We start from the raw sequence: 20763 nt of genomic DNA on the forward strand, positions 1-20763 counted from the left end.
AAGATGGGATCAACAGGAGACTGTCGCCTTTGCCATCAGTCCTTTAAGGATTCTACAGAATTCCTCGTACCCCACCTCAACCTTAATTCCGGGGCATGACTCAGCAATTGTATTAAAATTATTTTCGTCTGACAAAATAGAGGGATGAAGAGGCCACTGGGCACATCTCCATGGCCGGCCATTATGTACAGTGCATCCATCTTTATAAAAGATACAGTGCCCATCCTCAATCTTCATTTGAACAACATTGCCAGTTATGCGCCAATATTTTCTTTCAACTTCCTGCCTGGTTGCACTAAGGGCAGCAATCATATTCTTTTGATCATTATCGTCTAAGGAGACGGTTGTCTCTCCGTGACAGCAATATCCACATCTTGTACAAGAAAATATTTTTTCAACACTATCCATCACACACACCTGTTACGCCAAAGCATTAATATTAAGAATTTAAGTAAGAGGCAGAAGAATATACACTGCTAAAGGAAGCCTTGCACCAAAAACAAGTACAATTTTTGAGGAAAAAAGTAAGAGAATATGCCCTAAAGATCTCTCTTTGCCAGTCAGCTGGTTGTGATTATAAGGTTCTTCACTCGAACCAGTCACAAGGTTTTTTGTAACTTATGACCGTTTTTAGCAATAAGGTATTAAAGCGTAGGAGTAATTCTTAGAATTCTATGCATACCCTATTTCATCTTCATATAGAGAGATATCTATTCCCAGCTGCATAGCTGCAGCTTTCCACTTATTTTCATCATCAATTTGGAATATTATCTCATCACTTGCGGGAACCGCGAGCCACCCCCGATCAACAAGTTCATCTTCAAGCTGCCCTGGTCCCCATCCTGTATAACCAAGAATAAAGAGGTACTTATCTGGACCAATACCGTTTGCAATATCTTCTAAAACCTTTGTTTCTCTTGTAAGTGAAACCGTCTTACTCACTTCTATTTTATGTTCTGTAGGGTAGCTGGAAAAATAGAGAATGAAAGCGGATTCTAAATCAACAGGGCCACCAATATGAACCGGAGGTAAATCACTGTCAGGTATAGGTAACTGAATACCCTGTAATATCTCGGCAAAGGGTATTGAGAAATTGGGCTGATTAACAGCGACTCCCATTGCCCCATCAGCACTATGAGCACATATATAAATCACATGCTCAGCAAATCGCGGGTCAGGCATTTGTGAGGTTGAGATGAGGAACTTACCAGCGAGTGATGTGAAATTCTGATCTTGTTGCTCCATATGACCCTGTCCTTACATTTGATAAGATAAAAGTACGAAAAATCCAATTATCTCCAGATGATTAATTTTAACAAACTATTTACCTCAAGGTCAAGGCCACATACAAATGAACTATTTACATCAGAAGAACCAGGGAATTAAAAAATGACAATGACAAAGAGATTACTTTGTCCTACTATAAGTAATTATTGACAACTTTCAAAATTCTTCACTACTGAAAAAGTGATCCCATGAGCCACTCTAACAGAATACTCAATTGTAATCACCACGATCCTTTCCAATACCTAGGTGCCCACTTTAATGACATCGATGGTCCGAAGGTCACTCTCAGAACCTTTCAACCAAATGCACTTAAGGTTTTCTTTGTGGAAAGTGACCTCAGGGTTCAGATGGAGCGAATACATGATGAAGGTATCTTTGTTCTCACTCTGGCAGTGGATGAGTTAACTGACCCCGATTTAGATCCTTTTAGTTATCAATATGAGGTTCACTATCCTAACGGCTTGAGCCACCTTACAAATGATACCTACCGCTTTGGAGTACAACTGAGCGAAGAAGACAGGTTTCTTTTTAATAAGGGAACTAATTATAAAATTTATGACCACCTTGGATCACACCCGTTGGTTCTAAATAACGTCAAAGGTGTTATCTTCAGAGTATGGAGTCCGAACGCCCAGGCCATTTCAGTCATTGGCAATTTCAATTACTGGGATAAACGAGTCCATCAAATGCGTAGTCTTGGAGCTTCTGGCGTATGGGAGCTCTTTATCCCACACTTGCATGAGGGCGAAATTTATAAATATGCAATCTGTGGCAAATATGGAAGGTACAGAGAAAAATCAGATCCCTACCAGTTTTATGGGGAACTGCGACCACAAACCGGCTCAATAGTCCATGCCATTAATGACTTCAAGTGGAATGACAATGATTGGAGTAACAAGCGTAGTCATGCACGGCCACAGCAACAACCATTGTCAATATACGAGGTACACCCAGGGTCATGGCAACGTGATCCAGAAGATCCACAACGTTTTTTGACATACAGGGAGCTTGCTGACAAACTCATTCCCTATGTGCTTAAAATGGGTTTTACTCATATTGAACTTATGCCTGTCATGGAACATCCCCTAGATGAATCCTGGGGATATCAGGTAACCGCTCCGTATAGTATTACCAGCAGGTATGGAACGCCTGAAGAATTTATGGCTTTTGTTGACAGATGCCACCAAAGTGATATTGGCGTTATTCTTGACTGGGTCCCTGCACATTTCCCTAAAGATGACCATAGTCTGGGATTTTTTGATGGAACGCCACTCTATGAACACGAAGACCATCGTCTTGGATCACACCCTGAGTGGGGAACATACATTTACAATTATGGAAGAAACGAAGTAAGCAACTACCTCATTAGTAATGCTCTATTCTGGTTTGAAAAATACCATATTGATGGGCTTCGCGTCGATGCTGTCGCATCGATGCTCTACCTTGACTACGCAAGAAATGAGGGAGAATGGATTCCAAACAGTTATGGCGGTAGAGAGAACCTTGAAGCCATAGAATTTATTCGCCACTTAAACTCTATTGTTTCAAAAGAGTACCCTGACCGCCTCATGATTGCCGAGGAATCTACAAGCTTTTATGGTGTCTCCAAAAGTGCCGAAGAAGGAGGTCTTGGTTTTAATTTTAAATGGAACATGGGATGGATGAATGACATCCTTGAATACTTTGAAAAGGATCCAATATATAGAAAGTATCATCACAACAAACTTACTTTTTCCATAGTTTACGCCTTTTCAGAAAATTTTGTTTTACCGCTCTCCCATGATGAGATGGTCCATGGAAAGAACTCTCTGTTGAACAAAATGCCAGGTGATGAATGGCAAAAATTTGCAAATTTACGACTTTTACTGTCACTCATGTGGATGCATCCTGGGAAAAAACTTCTCTTTATGGGAGCAGAGTTTGGTCAGTGGTCTGAATGGTACTGTAAACAGAGCCTAGACTGGCACTTACTTGAAAACCCGTTGCATGCACAACTACAACAATGTCTGGCTGAGCTTAATACCATTTATAAGACAAATGGACCACTCTGGGAACTTGACAACAGCGGGGAGGGTTTTTCCTGGCTTGACATCGAGGACAGAGATAACTCCGTTATATCCTTTGCAAGATATAACACTAACAGAGAAAACCACTTGGTCTGTATCTTTAACTTCACACCACAACCACAGAAAGGTTACAAGATCGCTCTTCCAGCAAACGCTAACTACGATATCATCTACAACTCAGATGATATGAAATTTGGTGGCAGTTCTTCAGAAGTTTTCGGTAAAATTATCCCCGTACACGAACCTTACGCGCAGGGTGCATATCAGGCCACAATACATTTACCGCCACTTGCAGCCCTGATCCTTCAACCGAAATCTTAATCATAGAGACATCATGCCTAAAGACAGCATATACCCCCCGGGGGATAAAATTATTAAAGCCGTTAAAGAGTATTCTGAAGAGTTATCTCTGCAGGGGAAAGAAAAACAAAAAAACATACTAGAAAAAATCATGTTAAAATATGATCTTTCACCTAAGGAATGTGAGTTCCTGCACAAACATTTTAGAGACTGATAGCGTAGTTCCGAGAAACCCAGGAATTGAGTTTACAATCGAAAGTCTAGTCTTGCCACCAGGTAGTGAATGGCGTGAGACCTTCGATGCACTTATCCCGTTCATCGGAGTCAGGATATGAGCTGTTGCGATACCAGAGTTTGGCAAAAGAACCACAGGCGATCAAAATATTGTAGAAGGGCCTTCATAACCCAGCCAGCTCCAGCTGAAGACCCAATTTTCTGTGATAAATATAAAACTTACAAACCCTCAGATCGTTTTTTCTCAAGCAGCTCCTGATAGAACGATAAAGTCTGTTCACACATAGCACTTGCGGTAAATTTTTCCATGACTCTTCTCTGATTATTCAGCCCAATCTCTGCAAGTTTTTCGGGCGAACTCGCGAGTGCTTCATCAATGGCTCTGGCGAGTTCCGTAGTATCAGAAGGTGTAACTATCCAACCATTTTCTCCAGGAATAACGGTTTCAAGACTACCCCCATGGCCTGTAACAATAACAGGCCTCCCCATAGCCATTGCCTCAACTGTTGTGCGACCAAATGCTTCCGGCTCAAGGGAGGAGGTCGACAGAACAATATCTGCAACCATAAACGCAGCAGGCATATCACTACAGTGGCCGACTAGTTTTACGTAATCCTGCAAACCATTACTATTAATTATCTCCCTTAACTCTCCAGTATATCCGGGGTTATCTTCAGTGTCTCCTACCAGAACAGCCTGATAATTACTATTTTTAACTAAGATCAGGCTACGCAGAAACACCTCCTGCCCTTTGAGCCGAGTTAGCCTTCCCGGCAACATTATAACAGGTTTAATCGAGCTCACCCCCCAGCTACTCCTGAGCTTTTCAATCCTCTCGGCTGCAACTTTTTCAGGTGTAAAAGAGTCAATTTCTACGCCACGAAAAATCAAGCGAACATCATGTTCTCTTTGATAATTATCAGAGATATGTTTTTTTATACTCTCAGAAACAGCAATAACCCCGTCACCTTTTGTCATTATTGCGCTGTATGCATTAACTGAGTAGAAACCGTGAAAGGTAGTGATCAGAAGGGGCCGTTTGGCTTTCGGTAAGGATAACCATGCAATATAACCTACCCAGGCTGGCATCCTGGAGCGAAGATGTAATATATCAAGATTGTACTTTTTAAATAATCTTCGCATCGGCCAAATATGCGTTAAGGCAAGCGGGGTTTTTGAACCGATATGTTTTGTAATATGAAGACTTCCTTCAGCTTCCAGTTGTTCGACAAGCCTTCCACCTCCTGAAACTACAATTGAGTTATGTGATTTTTCAACCAGATGCCTACCCATCTCAAGAGTTCCGCGCTCCACCCCTCCACTATTAAGTTCTGGCAATAGCTGCATTACAGAAAGGGTTTTATCAGATGATTTCCCCCTATCAAGATCCAGCTTATAATAGAGCTCTACTGTCTTTTCACACATCCGTTTTGCAGTAAAATGCTCATTCACATGAATCCTTCCATTCTTACCAAATTGGAGACACTGCTCAGGTGAAGCAAGAGCATCTGTAATTGATTTTGCAAGAACAGCTGAATCTAGGGGAGGAACCAACCAACCAGTCTTTCCATCAATCACAGTCTCAAGGCTGCCGCCATGGGCGGTTGCTATCACCGGTTTCTCCATTGCCATAGCTTCAATGGCAACCTTACCAAAAGCTTCGGGCTGGGTCGAAGAGGCCGACACAACGATATCAGCAAGCATAAGTGCGGCAGGCATATCACTACAGTGACCAACGAGCAAGATGTTGTCTTCTAGACCATGTAACTTTATTCTATCCTTTAGTTTTTTGGTAAATGATACATTTTCCTCAGTATCACCAACCAACAAACAGATGAAGTTTTTATTACCAAGACGTGCTAAGGCATCAATGAGAATATCTTGTCCTTTCCAAAGAGTAAGACGACCAGGCAGAACAATTATAGGTTTGCCTTCTTTACCAGCCAACCATTTACTTCGAAGTGACTCCACACGATCTGAGTCAACCTTATCTGGGGAGAACTCTTCAGTATCAAAGCCACCATGAATGAGTTCAATTTTTCGATGATCAACCTTATAGTTTTGTATGATATGATCTCGTATTGTTTCAGAAACAGCTGCCACACGCTGTCCTTTAGTCATGATACATGAATACGAGTTAACGGAATAAAAACCGTGAAATGTGGAAAGTAAAGATGGGCGATGCTGCTCCGGTATTAACTTCCAGGCTAGATAGCCAATCCAGGCTGGTAATCTTGACCTGAGATGAAGTACATCAACTTTTTCAGCGAGAAGAAATTTTTTGAGTTTGGGTATGTATTGCAGACAGCGTAAGCTTTTTTCACCAATATGATTCCATTGGACATGAATACAACCAGCCTTTTCCAAAAGAGGTACCAGACGACCACCACCTGAGATAACTATCGACCTGTGGCCATTTCTAGCAAGATGGGTTGCAAGGTCTAACGTTTCACCTTCAACACCACCTTCTTCCAGTTCAGGAAGAAGCTGAACTACAGTTAATTTTTTGTCCAACATGTTTCCAATATATAATCAGCACATCGAAGTGCTTCGTTAAGTTGACCGGAATCGGCAAGTTCAGTTATTCCTTTCTCCCAATCAGAAAAAGGGATTACAAGCCTTTTGGCAATAAGTAAGTTTTCATTTGCTTTAAACTTACTCGTATCTTTCTTCCATGACATTGGGAATACATGTACACTACACCCCGAAGATAGGGCTTCATATAACATTGAAATCGAGTCTGTGGTTACCCAGACGCTTTTACACATGTCATACTGCTCTTCTACCCAGCCCTTAGGAGTGTCTTTAAAATCGAAAAATACACAGTTTGAAAATTGTAGAATTTTTTCTTTAATATGACGTACAGTAGCTTTTGGAGTACGAGGTGACGAGGATATCACCCAGTCAATATCCTTCTCTTTGTCCACAACTTGTAGAATATTTTCAATAATTTTATCTGACTCCCACACATGGCTTTTGTCATCTTCCCCACCTACTAAAATTAACCCCTTATGAGAAGAGTGAATCCCTTTATCAGTATTCGTGTTGGGAGCACCGTACGTGGAAAAATAGTTATACCGGCGTTCAACCCCATCATGCTGAGGTACAAAACATATATCAAATAGATTCCTTAAATGTACTCCTGGAGTCATACAAGTAACTGCGGGAATTTGAAAATATCTTTTCAGTAATAAAACGGTGGTATGGGTTCTGGTACCCGTACCAATTACAAGGTCAGGCTGATTGGGAAGTCCGGTTGTATCAAGAGTTTTCCAGCCAGACAAAAGTTTAATATAACTTAGTAACTGAGAAAAAAATCCTCTCTTAGAGACATCTACGGTTGTTGTATTAACAACCACTCTCTGCTCAAGAGCCTGAACTATACCTAATGACTGTTTTTCATGGCCTGGTCTACCATCAAGTACCACAATAACATGCACGTCGTCTTTATCACGAATATTCATCAATATCAAATAATAGTACGAGTGATTTATGGCCGTTTTTTTGGTGGTATCTTAGGAGCGCCCTGCCCCTTAAGTCGAGCCGCAAGCTTCACATTTATAGCATTAGACGACTGTAGTCTTGTGGTGATTGTCTTGAAAATATGATTAGAAACATCATGATATTTTTCTATAATTTCATCTATTTTATCGCCTGGATAACGTTTTACACTGGACCGGCCCTGTGAAATGATTGAAGCGCTACGCTCCTCACCGGTAATTGAAGCCATTTCTCCAAAATATTCTCCTGGCTCTGTTAGTTCAGCTATCTTTTTTCCACCCTTGACCACAGTGAGAGAGCCTCGTATAAGTTTGAAAAAATCGATATCGTTATTGCCCTCCCGGACAATCATATCCCCATCTTCATACTTTTCAACGTCAGGGTTCACCATATAAGCTGGTAGGCTTTCTTTATGAGCAACGGTCCGTCTAAGTGCTTCTTCAATACTCGTGACTCCAGCTCGAACCTTCTGCAGGGCAGCTTCTCTAAGGGGTGTCATACCTTCCTGAATGGCAATTTTTCGAAGTTGGTCCTCAGGAACCTCAGCATTAATAGCCTTACCAACCTCCTCTGTGATTTCCATCAGTTCAAAAAAGCCAAGTCGACCTTTATAACCAAGACCATTGCACTCGCTGCAGCCATTAGGTCCATAAATTTCGAGATCATCCAGCTCATCTTCCCTAAAGCCAACCTTGAGCAACTCTTCTTTTGGATAAGTAACGATCTTTTTACATTTCTGACAAAGACGCCTGCCAAGACGCTGGGACAGGACCATAGTAACAGAAGAGGCAAGCATATAGGGAGGTATACCAATATCTATAAGTCTACCTATTGTTGCAGGACTGTCATTGGTATGAAGAGTCGAGAAAACAAGGTGACCTGTCATCGCAGCCTTAATTGCAATCTCGGCCGTTTCCATATCACGAATCTCACCCACCATGATGATGTCTGGATCCTGACGAAGAAAAGCCTTTAGAGCAGCGGCGAAGGTCATACCAACTTCCTGGTGAACATTGACCTGATTGATTCCCTTAAAGTTAAACTCCACCGGATCTTCCGCTGTAAGGATTTTTATATCCTCACTATTCATTGAGTTAAGAGCAGAATAGAGAGTAACCGTCTTACCAGAACCTGTTGGACCTGTTACAAGTAACAGACCCTGGGGTTTGGTCAGACATCTTTTCAACATGTCAAAGGTACTTTCTTCAAATCCTAATTTTGTAAGATCAACATTCAAGGAAGATTTATCAAGAATACGCAGAACAACAGATTCACCAAAAAGAGTAGGAAGTGAAGAAACACGGAAATCCACAGAACGATTTCGTCCCATACGCATTTTAATACGACCATCCTGAGGCACTCGACGTTCAGTAATATCTAGACCAGACAGAATCTTCATCCTGGCAACAAGGGCGTTTTTAATGGTAAGGGGTAAATTCATCGATTTGAAAAGCGACCCATCTTTACGATACCGGACCTGCATGGTCTTTTCATAGGGTTCTACATGAATATCTGAAACACCATCCTGAACTGCCTTAACCAAAATACCGTTCACAAGCTTAATGATAGGTGCATCAGAAGCTGCAAACTTATCGCCACCGTCATCAACGTCGTCGGATTCTATTTCAAAATCATCGGCTGCTTCCGCCACAATAGAACCAAAGTCATCTATTTCAGTAATATCAAGTTCTTCTTCCTTTTCCTCCTGGGTCCCGAGAAATGCTTCTGCGTCTTCATCGCTAATTTTATAATATTTCTTATACGCGTCTACTATTTCTTTTTCCGTGGAGACACAAACAGAGAGTTCCTTACCTGCCAAATCCTGTAATGCTTCAACCGCCATGTCATCAGAAGGTTCAGACATGGTAATTTGCAGAGTATTACCGGCAAGTCGAAGAGGAAAAGCCATATAGTCTTTAACTTTATCAAAAGAGAGCAGAGCAAGTGCATCTTTAGAAGGGGGTTCTTCACTAATTATAGCTGCAGGATAGTTGTGCTGTCTCGTTAGGAAATTAAAGATTGTATTTTCATCAATATATTCAAGCTGCCTCAAAATGGTTCCGAGCCTTCCACCACTTTTCTTTAACACCTTCTTTCCAGCTTCAAGCTGTGCAGGAGTAATATAACCAGCCTTACTGAGGAGCTCTCCGATTTTTAATTTACCGGCCCCGGACTGATCTTTAACTGTCCGCTTCATCGCTAATTTTCGTGGGGTAGTTGCACTGCGCGTTGCCATAAGTGATTCCGTTTAAAATAATATAAATAAGTTAAGACTTACAACGTCATGATATATTAGCACGTAAGAAGACATTAGCACAAGTAAACATCTTGAAAGACTTTATATAATTACCATTTTAGTATAGCAAAAAAAAGGCTGCCCCTTGCAATGAATTGCAAGGGGCAGCCTTAACGCAAACTGCATCAACCTTTTAAAATATTTGAAGCGAAATTACTCCTTCCAAAAAGGAGACATCTTCCTCAAAGATTCGATAATTGCAGGCATTTTTTCCAGGACAAAATCCACCTCATCTTCTGTATTATATACACTAAGGGAAAAGCGGATTGATCCATGTGCTGCTGTAAACGGTACGCCCATTGCTCTCAGTACATGGGAGGGCTCAAGTGAGCCTGAAGTACAGGCAGAGCCTGATGAAGCACATATATTAAATCTGTTCATATGAAGGAGAATCGCCTCTCCTTCAACATACTCAAAACTAATATTTGAAGTATTTGGCAGTCTTTTTTCTTTATGACCATTTAACATTGCCTTAGGGATAGAAGTAAGTAATCCCTCTTCAAGGCGATCGCGCATGGCCCGCACCCGGCCGTTTTCCTCCTCCATTTTCTCAGCTGCAAGCTCACAAGCCTTACCAAGCCCAACAATAGAGGCAACGTTTTCTGTACCACCACGCCGTCCATGTTCCTGATGCCCACCTGTTAAAAACGGCACAAAACGTGTTCCTTTTTTAATATACAAGACACCAACACCCTTAGGGGCATGCAACTTATGACCAGAAAGGGAGAGAAAGTCTATGTCTAGATCTTGCAGGTTGATAGGTATCTTACCAACTGCCTGAACAGCATCTGTATGAAAAAGTGCTCCACACTCTTTTGCCTTGCGTGCCATTTCTTCAACTGGATAGATAACCCCTGTTTCGTTGTTGGCCCACATAACACTTACAATTGCAGTATCGTCAGTCAGTGCTGCCTCATACTCAGCCATATCAAGCATACCTTCAGCATCAACTTTAAGCCGAGTAACTCGGTACTTGCTGCCTGTAGCTATCTCGAGATTGTCACACAAACTCTTTACTGCTGGATGCTCAACCCTTGTGGTTATGACATGCCTTTTATCAGGGTGGGTTCTAAGTGCTGACAAAATAGCAGTGGAATCACTTTCTGTTCCACAACTGGTAAAGGTAATCTCTTCCGGACTACAGCCAAGAAGATCCGCCACTTGCCCCCTGGCCCTTGATACAGCGCCACCGACAACACCACCAAAGGTGTACATACTGGAGGGATTTCCGTAGGACGTAGAGAAATACTCCATCATAATATCTACAACTTCCGTTGCTACCTGAGAGGTTGCATTATTATCCATATAAACAACTTTTTGATTTTCAGAAGACATTAATTTTCTTCCTCCACAATCAAAGTATCAAGAACAAGTTCACGGAGCTTCTTCTCCACATAATCCTTAATGGTGGTTTGAGATTTGTTGCAGCTTTTACATGCACCCAGTAGTGAAACGATGACAAAATCTCCATCAACGTCCACAAGCTCAATATCACCACCATCCTTTGCAAGACCTGGCCGGACCTCTCTTTCGAGGACCTCCTCAATTTTTTTAATCTTCTGCAAAGCGGTCATTCGTTTGGGTTTAATTCCAACGAGGGGCACCTCCGCTTTACCACTGACGGTTTCCTGTAAAATCTGACGTAGTTTGTCTTCACATTTTCCACAACCACCGCCAGCTTTAGTGAAATTGGTGATTTCATCAACAGACCTGAGGCCAGATTCGTTAATGGCCCGGATAACATCAAGATCAGTCACACCGAAACATTCACAGACAATCTCGCCTTCTGCCATTGGAAGAATTTGTCCTTTATAATCGGCGATTGCTGCTTCAAGGGCCTCTCTTCCCATTACTGAACAGTGCATTTTTTCTTTGGGGAGCCCACCAAGTGCATCAGCAATATCTTCATTAGTCACCTTTGCGGCATCATCCACGGTCATTCCTTTAACCATTTCAGTTAAGACTGATGAAGAAGCGATTGCACTTGCACAACCAAATGTTTTAAACTTTGCGTCAGTAATTATATCTTTATCATCTATTTTGAGGGTCAGCTTCAGTGCATCGCCACAGGCTAAAGAACCTACATCTCCTGTTCCGCTGGCCTTTTCAATTTCTCCAACATTCTGAGGGTCAAGAAAATGTTGTTGAACTTTATCAGTATATTCCCACATACAGCTCTCCTGCTTTAATTATAATAATAATGATTTTTCCTTGCTAAATGCTGACAATAAGACCTCGTCACTAAAATGCAACTGCCGATAAAGGTTCATCAAGATAAGTGCACTCTGAATATCAAACCAATGCAGTGTATAAATTCATTTAAAGGCCCACTTATACATTTTTAAATCTGATTACCATCAAAGTACCTGTCCTGCCTTGTTGCGACATTTATACAAGCTAAGAACTCAGCACTCCTATCTCCTGCAACATCTCCCTTGCGGTCTCCACGAGCCCGGCCGTCCCCTGCCTGGTTCTCGATTCAACATAAAACCTCACCTTAGGCTCAGTTCCCGATGGACGAATCATAAGCCAGGAACCATCTTCTAGAATCATCTTACGCCCATCAATTGAAATCACTTCAATGATCTTTTTCTCTTCACCACCTACCTTAACAACAGAACCTGCCGTATATTTTTCTAACTGGGAAAGCATTGACAGCAGCTCCTCACCCTTCACAGATACCTCTACACCATCTCTATCCGGATAATAAGCACCAAAAGTTTCTTCAATTTTCTTTAAATAAGAGCCAAGATTTATGCCGGTGGTAAGAATCATATCAAGAGCCAGTAACAGCCCAATATAGGCATCTTTTTCCGGGGTATGCCCCAAGATCGAAATGCCATCAGATTCTTCAAAAAAAACTACAGCTTTGCCTATTACTGGTTTAAAGTTTTTAAAACCAACACTGGGCTCAAATATATCTTCACCTAAATTATTTGCAATACTGTTGGCAAGATTTGAAGTAGCAACGGTTTTGGCAACAATTCCATTTTTATTTTTATATTCATGGAGATAGTGATATGCCATTGCCCCAAACTGATTCATACTGATTTCAGTTGTCCCGTCAGTAAAACGAATTCTGTCACCATCAGGATCTATAATTGCTCCAAGCTTCAGCTTTTTATCAGATTGTGCAAGAGTCTCAACAACACGTTCCATATTCTTAGTAGACGGCTCAGGAGCCACTCCACCAAACGTCACATCCGCATTATCCCGAAGTAATTCAAGGGGGGCTCCATCACTTGCATCCAGCAGTCGCTTAATATGAAGCCGACTCGCGCCATGAACACAATCGACCACTACTTTTAAATCTTTTTCAGACTGAAATGATGCAAGTATAGTATCAAGATGCACCCCATGCACATCTGCGTTTTTCGTCACCAACTCCTGCCAGTTTGAGAGGGCATCTATTTCCTGAATACCAACAAGGCTGCTAATAGGTTGGAGTTTCGGAGTACAAAGACTCTTGACACCACTTTCGTTTGCAACAATTCGTCTGGCGTTTTCTGTAATCTTCCCCGTGACCTCACCTGCTGCTGGACCTCCATCTGCTGCATTAAATTTATACCCACCATATTCCAGTGGATTATGGGATGGAGTAAGGTTAATTGAGAATGCACTTTTATTAATAAGAACAGCGGCTGATAGAGCTCCTGTTGTCGACTCTCCAGCATAGAAGACCTTAAATCCCGCGCCCGTCAGAACACTCGCAACGACACCAGCAAGAACTTCACCAGCAAAGCGATTATCAAACCCAAGAACACAACCTCTTGTTCGAGCCTCGTCCAGACTATCAACTCCCAACAGAGCACTTAGGCCTGAGTCCACCGAAAGACCTTCATACATCTCGACAATTGCCTGTGTAACCTGGGCCACAGACCTCACATAAATATCTTTACCTAGAATCCCTCGCCAGCCTGAGGTACCAAACGAAATGGTCTGACCAGGATCATTGGTATTGGTTGTTATCTCATCGAGTAACATTCCATAGAGGGTTTCCAGGGTTTCGTCATCTGCAGTTGAATGAGGCATTTTTTTTTCAGCGATTCTCTTAATCGGCGTGAAATAATCACTCTTTGAATGATCTCCTTCAACAATATACTCATGGTAACTTGTTTCATGCGTAGACGTCATCAAATGCCCCTCCCCATTTTACTTATCTGATTCGATTTTGGTCGCCTTATCCACAAGCATCACCGGGATACCGTCCTGTATTTCATAGAGCAGCATGCATTTTTCACAAACAATACCACTCTCATCTTTTAACTTAACAGCACCCTTACAATTAGGGCATGCCAAAATATTGAGTAAATCTTTATCAATCATAAAATCCTCATCTGTAAAATGTATTTTCAATGGGGAAGCTCCCACATCAAGAGTTGTATTAAAGGCGTTAATTTGATATTTACCTGATACTCATTAAGTTTGCATAACTAATTTTTCAAGACAAATATATTTCCAAGCAGGTAGATTATGAGCCAAAAAATAGGATTCATTGGCGGCGGACAAATGGCCGAAGCGCTGATCAAGGGTATTATTGCATCAGGACTCTATAAGAGTGAAGACATTCTTATAGCAGAACCAAACGACAGCCGCAGAGAACACCTTGAAACACAATACTCAGTAACAACCCACCACAGTAATATACCTATTTTTGAAAACTGTCTCATCATCATGCTCGCTGTTAAACCTCAAACAATGGCTTCACTCCTGGAAGACTGCCGTGAACGTGTGCAAACTCAGCATATTATCATAAGCATCGCAGCTGGACTTCCCATCTCATTTTATATTGATACAATTGGTAAACCTGATACTAAAATGATCAGAGTTATGCCAAACACCCCGGCACTTGTTCTTGAAGGGGCTTCAGCACTATCAAGAAATGAGAATGTTACTGATACTGAACTAAGAGCTGCTGAAGAAGTATTTTTGGCAGTTGGAGAGGTTGTAATTCTCGATGAAGTTCACCTCGATGCCGTTACTGGTTTAAGCGGCTCTGGTCCTGCCTATGTCTTCTCCTTTGTTGAAGCATTAATTGATGCTGGAGTAAAGTCTGGTCTTACCCGTGCAGTCTCTGCAAAACTTGCAATGCAGACTGTTTCCGGCTCGGTAAAGCTTTTAAAAGAGAGCGGGGAGCATCCAGCGTCATTACGTGGCAAGGTGACCTCCCCTGGAGGAACTGCAATTACCGCAGTTCATGTTCTTGAGAAAGTCGGTTTTCATGGTATCGTTATGGATGTCGTCGAATCTGCGGTCAACAAATCAAAGGAACTTGGCAAAGTAAAATGAGCGAAAACGACCCAAGGTTTCGCAGCGTTGTTAATTTAGATATTCAACAGATTTCAATTGTCACTAAAAAGGATGATCTGAAAGCGCAGAAATATGCCCTCACCTTATCAAACTGGCTTCAGGACAAAGACATCAACACCCGGATGGAAGACATCCATTCCGACCTTGATATGATCATTGTCCTTGGTGGTGACGGTACCCTGCTGCATATTGCGGAACTCGCTGCCCGCCATGCCATACCAGTCCTTGGTATCAACTTAGGCAACCTTGGGTTTCTCACCGAGTTCAGAGAAGATGAAACTTTTTCTGCACTTGATAAAATATTGAGCAACAAGGTGAGACTTGAAAACCGCCTAATGCTCAAAACACGAATACTTTCAGGAGAGCATACTAGTGAGTCACGGTATGCACTCAATGATGTCGTTATATCAAAAAATGTAAGTGATCGTTTGCTCAGTCTTTCCACTTGGGCAGGTAAAGAATTTATCACAACATATAGAGCAGATGGTCTGATATTTTCATCTCCAACAGGCTCAACCGCCTATAATCTTTCAGCCGGAGGGCCACTTGTCTACCCCGGGCTCGAAACCATAACTGTAACTCCAATCTGCCCTTTCATGCTCTCAAGCCGGCCAATTATTTTACCCGCACATAAAGAACTGGTCACGATCTATAACTCCGAAGAGCAGGCTGAAAGAGCCCAAGTCATTATTGATGGTCAACCTTTTTTAGAAATGAAGCCCGGGGACGAACTTGAAATCTCAGTGGCAAAGCATCCTTTACAGCTTGTAGCCTCAGAAAACCGAGACTACTTTTCAATCCTTCGCAACAAACTGCACTGGGGAATTTCCAGCTCCAGATAAAAGTGTACGACCATGCAAAAGAGATAGACTATTTCTTCTTTTTAATCCGATATTTTTTCATTTTATACTGCAACAAACTCTTGGTAATTCCTAATTTATCTGCGGCCCTCGACTGAACATATTCTGTATCAGCAAGCGCTTGAATAAGCATCTTTTTTTCAATTATATACAGCACATCATTGAGCGGAGCGTTCTCTGGTATAAGTTGTCCAATATCAATATCTTGGCCAAAAGCTGTTTTCTCATCTCCATACATGGTGTCCGGCTGAACATCTTCCGCCTCAATTGAATCATCACTACAGAGAATGGCAGCACGCTCAATTGTGTTCTCAAGTTCTCGAATATTACCTTCCCAGGGAAGTTTCATTAAAAGTTTCATTGCGTCTGATGAAATCGACAACTTCTCACGACCCAGTTCTTTCCTATATTTTTCGATAAAAAAGTCAGCGAGAAGACGCATATCATCCATGCGTTCTCTAAGTGATGGGAGATTAACGGGGATAACATTAAGACGATAAAAAAGATCTTCCCTAAACCGCCCTTTCGTCACCTCTTCACGCAGATCTTTATTTGAAGCACTGATAATCCGAACATCCACCTCAAGGGTCTTTCCGCCTCCAACTCTCTCAAATGTTTTTTCCTGGAGAACCCGTAGCAATTTAGCCTGTAAGGCCAGGGGGATTTCCCCAACTTCATCGAGGAAGATCGTACCATTGTCAGCAAGTTCAAAACGACCCTTTCGCATGGCAACGGCCCCGGTAAAAGCTCCTTTTTCATGACCAAACAGTTCACTTTCAAGTAAATTTTCAGATAAAGCAGCACAGTTGACCGCAATAAAAGGCTGTGATTCCCTCGGGCTATTACTATGGATTGCCTTTGCAACAAGCTCCTTACCGGTTCCGCTTTCCCCGGTAATAAGCACCGAAGCATGGGTGGGAGCAACCTTTTCTATCAACTGATATACCTGTAGCATTTTTGGGTTTTTTCCAACCATGCCACTAAAACCAACCTGGCCTTTTATCTCTTTGCGCAACCTGCTATTTTCACGAACAAGTTGGTGCAAGGATGCTGCTTTATTTATAGTAATGATCAACTCATCATTGGAAAATGGCTTTGCAAGATAGTTAAATGCTCCATTTTGCATGGCCTCCACAGCCTTATCAATCTCAGCAAAGGCCGTAATAACAATAACAGGTAAGTCACTTATTCGGGTCTTTACCTCTTTTAAAAATTCGAGTCCATTCATTCCTGGCATCTGCATATCCGTTATTACAACATCCAGATCGACACCTTCGATGATCTTAAGTCCTTCTTCTCCTGATGAAGCAGTAAAAACCTCAAGACCTTCATCTTTGAGTAACTCTGATAATACAACGAGGTAATTCGGTTCATCATCAACAACCAATATCGAATACATTGCCACTCATCTATCCCTATAAAGAATTAAACTTCACCATATTTCAAATTCAAAACCCGACGCATTTCATCAATAACCTCTATGGGGACAGACACTCCTTTACCTCCGGCAAGTGTCGTTCCACGTCTAATTGAGCCATGATAATCACTGCCACCTGTGACGAACAACCCATGACTCTGTGCAAGCTTTACCAACTGTTTTCTATACTTTCGAGAATGTGTCGGATAATATGACTCGACACCATCAAGACCAAGCTCTTTGAGAGTTTTTAGAATAGATCCCGAATCCATATCATTTTTAAGTAGATTCAATGGGTGCGCTACAACTGCAAGGCCTCCTGCCCCATGAATTAAGTCAATTCCACGCTTAATGTCATAAACAAACCGTGTCACATATGCACTTCCATTTCGACCAAGGTATTTGTCAAACGCCTCATCCATAGATCGCACTACACCTCGTTGCAAAAGTATCTTTGCAATATGAGGCCGCCCTGTTTCACCGGTTGTTGATATCCTACGCAGTTCATACTCATCGATTGTAATTCCAAGCTCAGAAAGATTCCTGAGTATCTCACTATTCCTTTTGTCCCTTGCTCCATGTAACTCAAAGAGTCCTTCCAGTAACTCACTATTATCACAATCAACAAAGTAGCCGAGTAAATGTAAATGGTCACCTGCAAAAACAACACTGAGTTCAACCCCTGAAATCACATCTAAACCAACGTCCTCACCGTGGGCGCGGGCTTCCTTGTAACCGGCAATAGTATCATGGTCGGTAAGTGCTATACATGACAATCCTTTTCTTACCGCCAAATCAACAATTTCTGTTGGCGACAGCGTTCCATCGGACATTGTTGAATGTATATGTAAATCAATACTCATAATAATTTTATTTTGATAAATTCGACACTTAAGTCAACACCCCTGAAGAGGGCTGGGAGATTACTCTTGTGTTTAATTATAGCGTTACGACTTTTTTTAGTATTGAGCATAGCACAGATATCTCCCCCCGGTAAATGAGAAAGCAAGGCCTGGATCAGTACCTTGATAATGAGTTTGTGTTAAAAAAAATTTAAAACAATATCCGGATTTCTTATTATTTGTGACAGGCTTTCTGCTGTAAGGTATTAAAATCATATATTTCCCTTTACTTTTTTGACAAATGTCCGATAAAGTTGAATAAATAATAACACTCAACAAAGTGGAGTTTCTCCGATGCGGCCATTTTTAGTTTTTACGTTGTGCCTATCACTTCTGACCAGCTGCAGCAGCAGACTACCAGAACCAATCAGCTATCCATATACTCAGCAGCAAAAAATGCAGGCATCAGAACATTGGGAAGTGCTCGCAAAAGACTTATCTAATCGGATAAACAATCAATTAATCTTAACTGATAACATTGAAACATCAGTCTATGTCAAACCAACCTGCGGAGATGAAACTAATCCTTGCCAGGAAAACGAAACGTCTACATTCAACGAAGCCTTTAGAGACCTACTTATCACAAGCCTCTATAATTTTGGAATCCCCACTGAGAGTCGACCAACACCAGAATCAATCAAAGTCCTCTACAAGGTTCAGGTTGTCAGACATAACGCCAACAGATATCGCAGTCTCCAACCAGGTCTTCTCACATCACTTTCTGCCGCAATTCTGGTACTGCGAAATGCCCCTTCAGAACTCATCCTCCTCGCTTCGGGCGTAGCAGCCGACGTTGCGAATACAAGTTACACCACGAACGGACATTACGAAGTAATTATAACCACTTCTATGATAGAGAATCAAAAATATCTCTTTAGGGCCTCAGATATATATTACATCAATGATACAGATTTCTATCAATATCAACAAAACCATAGTGAAACAACTGCGATTACACTTAAAAAGAAAAACAGTAGACCAAACAACTCAGCACCTTCCTCCGATAGACCATTCCCATCGCCACCCGAGGACATAGCCCCTGAAACAGTTGATGAATTAACACCCTCTACTACAGAGAAAGGTATCTAATATGAACAGTATCACAGGAATTGCTGGCAATATTCTAAGAACTCCAAGGATATTGTTTATTTTGAACACCCTTTTGATCCTTATTATTATATCAGGATGCGCAAACCTTAATTGCACAAGACTTGAAGGGCTTCTCGGGGGAAAGACGAACCTTGTTGATTTCTCTTATAAAATCGCAGAAGACCTCGTGGTCACAGCAATCCCTCCACTCATTCCCAGAAGCGACGAAATGCCTGTTCTAGTTACAACCTTTGTGAGTAACAGCAATTTAGAAGTTACCAGTTCATTTGGACGACTACTACAGGAACACCTGAGCTCCCGTTTAGTTCAACTCGGGTACACCGTCAAAGAACTCAAACTGGCCAATAATCTGTACATAGAACCTCAGTCAGGTGAAACCATACTAACAAGAGACCTAACACAACTTAACCCAAACCTCAACGCACAGGCCATTGTAGTTGGAACCTTTACCCGTACAAACAGAATGCTTTATCTTTCCTCAAGGCTTATCAATCCTGCGACAAACAACATAATATCCAGTAATGATTATACACTCTGCATGGATGATGACATTCTCGCTATGTTTGGTCTACGAAGGCATACAGAAGATGGCGGAACTGTTCATGAACCGTCTCAACCGATATTAAATAAAATTTTATAATTGTATTACAACATGACGTTACAAGGAAAGACAGCTCTCATCCCTGGTGCTGCACAGGTTATTGGCCGAACTATTGCAAAAAAATTCGGGGAAATGAAAGCTACACTTATACTGCCCGTCTTTGATTGGCCTGAATCCATCGAGGATATGAAGGAAGAGTTTACGTCTCTTGGCTACACATTTCACATAATCTCAGCCGATCTCAGGTCAAAAGACGGCGTATTATCGGTTGTAAATCGTATAAAACAAACAACTGGCAGACTCGACTATCTCATTAATAACATAGAGCGGGGAGGCATGCCTATTGTCCATGGAAGTTATGATCACGCTCATAATGAAGGTCAGTGGGAACTTGAAATTGAAACCACTCTCAGAGGGAAATGGTTACTTTATCACCACTGCAAAGATCTTTTAACAAAAAGCAGTGATGGTGCTGTACTCAACATCAGCTCAATCTCTGGATCAACGGGTCGTAGCGGGCCCGCCTCTGTTTTTTTTAATGATGGCTATAGTGCCGCTAATCGTGCAGTTGATTCACTTACTGAACAATGGGCCCGCGAATGCGCTCCCCATACCAGAGTAAACGGTCTTATACTTGGCCTCATAGAGGGTAGGCATGGTGAAGGTACAAGGGGATGGGCAGAGCTGAGCGAAAATCAAAAAAAACAATTACATGATCATATATTGCTTGGCCGTACAGGCAAGGCTAAGGAAGTTGCCGAAGCGGTGTATTACTTATCTGTACAGGCGTCCTACATGACTGGTTCTATTGTTAAAATGGATGGCGGTTTTAGTCTTGGCTCGAACAAGGTGCCGACTATGCCTCCTGGTATCTTATAA

General features: G+C 41.8%; 18 protein-coding genes. 7 read left to right on the forward strand and 11 right to left on the reverse strand.

Going from position 1 to position 20763, the window contains the following annotated elements:
• Window positions 1-9 precede the first annotated feature (9 nt).
• On the reverse strand, window positions 10-408 hold the full coding sequence (locus tag ACX6CI_RS07710) for a YkgJ family cysteine cluster protein (protein ID WP_458777585.1): 399 nt from the start codon (window positions 406-408) through the stop codon (window positions 10-12).
• A 264-nt stretch (window positions 409-672) separates the two neighbouring features.
• Window positions 673-1245 carry a YqgE/AlgH family protein gene (locus tag ACX6CI_RS07715; RefSeq protein ID WP_458777586.1) on the reverse strand — a complete coding sequence of 191 codons (573 nt, stop codon included), beginning with the start codon at window positions 1243-1245 and terminating at the stop codon, window positions 673-675.
• A gap of 230 nt (window positions 1246-1475) precedes the next feature.
• Here ACX6CI_RS07715 and glgB point away from each other — a divergent pair, with 230 nt between their 5' ends.
• Entirely contained in the window at window positions 1476-3674 is a 2199-nt protein-coding gene (glgB, locus tag ACX6CI_RS07720) for a 1,4-alpha-glucan branching protein GlgB (protein ID WP_458777587.1), read from the forward strand.
• Between the two features lie 13 nt (window positions 3675-3687).
• Complete coding sequence (locus ACX6CI_RS07725; protein ID WP_458777588.1) at window positions 3688-3867, forward strand: hypothetical protein; 180 nt, start codon at window positions 3688-3690, stop codon at window positions 3865-3867.
• A 239-nt stretch (window positions 3868-4106) separates the two neighbouring features.
• Here the strand turns inward: ACX6CI_RS07725 and ACX6CI_RS07730 are convergent, their stop codons facing one another.
• The 7 genes from ACX6CI_RS07730 to ACX6CI_RS07760 form a co-directional block, all read right to left on the reverse strand.
• Complete coding sequence (locus ACX6CI_RS07730; protein WP_458777589.1) at window positions 4107-6404, reverse strand: glycosyltransferase family 4 protein; 2298 nt, start codon at window positions 6402-6404, stop codon at window positions 4107-4109.
• Window positions 6386-7351, reverse strand: coding sequence for a mitochondrial fission ELM1 family protein (locus ACX6CI_RS07735; protein ID WP_458777590.1), 966 nt, complete (start codon window positions 7349-7351; stop codon window positions 6386-6388). Before ACX6CI_RS07735 ends, ACX6CI_RS07730 begins: the two co-directional genes overlap by 19 nt.
• Window positions 7352-7377: 26 nt before the next feature.
• Complete coding sequence (gene pilB, locus ACX6CI_RS07740; protein WP_458777591.1) at window positions 7378-9624, reverse strand: type IV-A pilus assembly ATPase PilB; 2247 nt, start codon at window positions 9622-9624, stop codon at window positions 7378-7380.
• 213 nt (window positions 9625-9837) lie between these two features.
• The gene (gene nifS, locus ACX6CI_RS07745) at window positions 9838-11019 is read right to left on the reverse strand and encodes a cysteine desulfurase NifS (RefSeq protein ID WP_458777592.1); all 1182 of its coding nucleotides are present in this window, start codon (window positions 11017-11019) and stop codon (window positions 9838-9840) included.
• Entirely contained in the window at window positions 11019-11855 is an 837-nt protein-coding gene (gene nifU / locus ACX6CI_RS07750; protein ID WP_458777593.1) for a Fe-S cluster assembly protein NifU, read from the reverse strand. The genes nifS and nifU overlap by 1 nt, the downstream gene beginning before the upstream one ends.
• A gap of 226 nt (window positions 11856-12081) precedes the next feature.
• Window positions 12082-13818 (reverse strand): phosphohexomutase domain-containing protein, encoded by a 1737-nt coding sequence (locus ACX6CI_RS07755; protein ID WP_458777594.1) that lies wholly within the window; start codon window positions 13816-13818, stop codon window positions 12082-12084.
• An 18-nt stretch (window positions 13819-13836) separates the two neighbouring features.
• The gene (locus ACX6CI_RS07760) at window positions 13837-14010 is read right to left on the reverse strand and encodes a Trm112 family protein (RefSeq protein ID WP_458777595.1); all 174 of its coding nucleotides are present in this window, start codon (window positions 14008-14010) and stop codon (window positions 13837-13839) included.
• A gap of 147 nt (window positions 14011-14157) precedes the next feature.
• Between ACX6CI_RS07760 and proC the strand changes: the two genes are divergently transcribed.
• Both proC and ACX6CI_RS07770 read left to right on the forward strand, forming a co-directional pair.
• Window positions 14158-14973: a pyrroline-5-carboxylate reductase gene (gene proC / locus ACX6CI_RS07765; protein WP_458777596.1), complete on the forward strand. Its 816-nt coding sequence runs from the start codon at window positions 14158-14160 to the stop codon at window positions 14971-14973.
• Complete coding sequence (locus ACX6CI_RS07770; protein WP_458777597.1) at window positions 14970-15836, forward strand: NAD(+)/NADH kinase; 867 nt, start codon at window positions 14970-14972, stop codon at window positions 15834-15836. The genes proC and ACX6CI_RS07770 overlap by 4 nt, the downstream gene beginning before the upstream one ends.
• A gap of 28 nt (window positions 15837-15864) precedes the next feature.
• Here ACX6CI_RS07770 and ACX6CI_RS07775 read toward each other — a convergent pair whose 3' ends face one another.
• Window positions 15865-17253, reverse strand: a complete 1389-nt coding sequence (locus ACX6CI_RS07775) for a sigma-54-dependent transcriptional regulator (RefSeq protein WP_458777598.1) — start codon at window positions 17251-17253, stop codon at window positions 15865-15867.
• 26 nt (window positions 17254-17279) lie between these two features.
• On the reverse strand, window positions 17280-18134 hold the full coding sequence (locus ACX6CI_RS07780; protein ID WP_458777599.1) for a PHP domain-containing protein: 855 nt from the start codon (window positions 18132-18134) through the stop codon (window positions 17280-17282).
• Between the two features lie 435 nt (window positions 18135-18569).
• Between ACX6CI_RS07780 and ACX6CI_RS07785 the strand changes: the two genes are divergently transcribed.
• The 3 genes from ACX6CI_RS07785 to ACX6CI_RS07795 are packed head-to-tail and all read left to right on the forward strand — an operon-like array spanning window position 18570 to window position 20763.
• Window positions 18570-19262, forward strand: a complete 693-nt coding sequence (locus ACX6CI_RS07785) for a hypothetical protein (RefSeq protein WP_458777600.1) — start codon at window positions 18570-18572, stop codon at window positions 19260-19262.
• 1 nt (window position 19263) lies between these two features.
• Entirely contained in the window at window positions 19264-19923 is a 660-nt protein-coding gene (locus tag ACX6CI_RS07790) for a FlgO family outer membrane protein (RefSeq protein ID WP_458777601.1), read from the forward strand.
• Between the two features lie 12 nt (window positions 19924-19935).
• Window positions 19936-20763, forward strand: coding sequence for an SDR family NAD(P)-dependent oxidoreductase (locus ACX6CI_RS07795; RefSeq protein WP_458777602.1), 828 nt, complete (start codon window positions 19936-19938; stop codon window positions 20761-20763).

The sequence above is a fragment of the Desulforhopalus glucosivorans genome, assembly GCF_054397165.1.